Origin of the sequence: Desulfovibrio sp. OH1186_COT-070 (genome assembly GCF_003860215.1) — a bacterium.
In the GTDB taxonomy this organism is placed as follows: domain Bacteria; phylum Desulfobacterota; class Desulfovibrionia; order Desulfovibrionales; family Desulfovibrionaceae; genus Desulfovibrio.
On the sequence record NZ_RQYH01000087.1, the window covers coordinates 1 to 1,305 of the forward strand.

Sequence of the window (1,305 nt, forward strand, 5' to 3'; positions counted from 1 at the left end):
AACCCGCGCGAACTCTTTCACATTGTGCGTTATGAGCGTAAAGCCCTGGGCTATGGCTTGAGCGGCAATCAGCATATCCATGCCGCCTATGGGCGTGCTCTGCCTTTCAAGCATCGCCCTGATCTTTCCGTAGGCAAGAGCAGAGCCTGCGTCAAACGAGGCAATTTCCAGAGGCAGAAGAAAGGCTTGCCGGAAAATTTTTCTCCCTGGCTGCGCTTTTTTCAACCCCGTACTGGAGTTCGGCAACGGTGATCGAGGATATGGCAATGTCCCCCGGCACAAACCGCTCAAAATGCCTGCGCACTTCCGGCGGCCTGTTCTTTGGTTTGGGGTCTCATGTATTCCGCAAACGGCTAGCAGCCCGGCTGATAAACCTGCGCTGCATGGGCTAAAAAGCCGGAGCGGGTATAACCGCAGGCTTTCGCTTTTCTGTCTGTTTCTTCCAGAATCGCCCTGGGCAGCGAGATGGTTACCCTGACCGGAACCATATCGAGGCTGGGAGCGGGGAAAAGCTGATACAGCACATCTTCGGGCATGGGAAGTCCATCTTCCTCCCGTATTTTCCGCACCATTTCTTTCACGTCTTCAAGGGGAGAAGGCGCAGGAACAGGCTTTTTTTCTGAAACCATATGCTGAAGAACAACCTCCAGAATATCTTCGCCATACTCCATACACTCTTCAACAGAATACCCACCCGTGACGGCATTGGGAATGTCCGGAAAGTACACAGAGTAGTTTCCTGCTTCTTCCTTCACAAACGCTCCGATATAGTAGGTTTTCACTGTACTTTCCCTCCGGAAACAAATGTGCATATGACTGGTGCACAAAAAACGGTTTCTTGCGCTCTCGTCCCAGTGCTTTTCATGTGCATGGCACTGCGTTCCGTATTTGATGGGCGAAGAACTTCCCCGCTTCGATCAACGAAGTTTTATGCCAATCTGTTTTTCGATGCTTGCCAGCGTGCCGATCGGGATGTCTTTGGCATGCCGTGGCACAAAGGTGTATTTGCCGTCCGGGGCTGTGACTTTGGTATGCTTGCTGCCTTCCTCAACGGTACAGCCCCATTCTGTCGTGAGCTTTTTCAAAATTTCTCTGGCAGTCAATGAGTGCCCCCTTCCACGCGACAATACACATTCAGTACGTAAAATTTTACGTACCGTCAAGATTTGGGGCCTCTCAATCAACCCACGTTTCGCATTTCAGATCGGGAACCCGCGCGAACTCTTTCACATTGTGCGTTATGAGCGTAAAGCCCTGGGCTATGGCTTGAGCGGCAATCAGCATATCCATGCCGCCTATGGGCGT

At 51.7% G+C, this 1,305-nt stretch carries 3 protein-coding genes; all 3 read right to left on the reverse strand.

Annotated features, from left to right (window positions below; translation table 11 throughout):
• A partial coding sequence (locus tag EII23_RS13695; protein WP_409360242.1) for a PIN domain-containing protein occupies window positions 1–291 on the reverse strand: 291 nt, incomplete at its 3' end.
• Window positions 292–353: 62 nt separating this feature from the next.
• Window positions 354–782 (reverse strand): type II toxin-antitoxin system HicB family antitoxin, encoded by a 429-nt coding sequence (locus EII23_RS11910; RefSeq protein ID WP_185702399.1) that lies wholly within the window; start codon window positions 780–782, stop codon window positions 354–356.
• A 135-nt stretch (window positions 783–917) separates the two neighbouring features.
• Complete coding sequence (locus EII23_RS11915; protein WP_185702400.1) at window positions 918–1,103, reverse strand: type II toxin-antitoxin system HicA family toxin; 186 nt, start codon at window positions 1,101–1,103, stop codon at window positions 918–920.
• Between the last annotated feature and the right edge of the window lie 202 nt (window positions 1,104–1,305).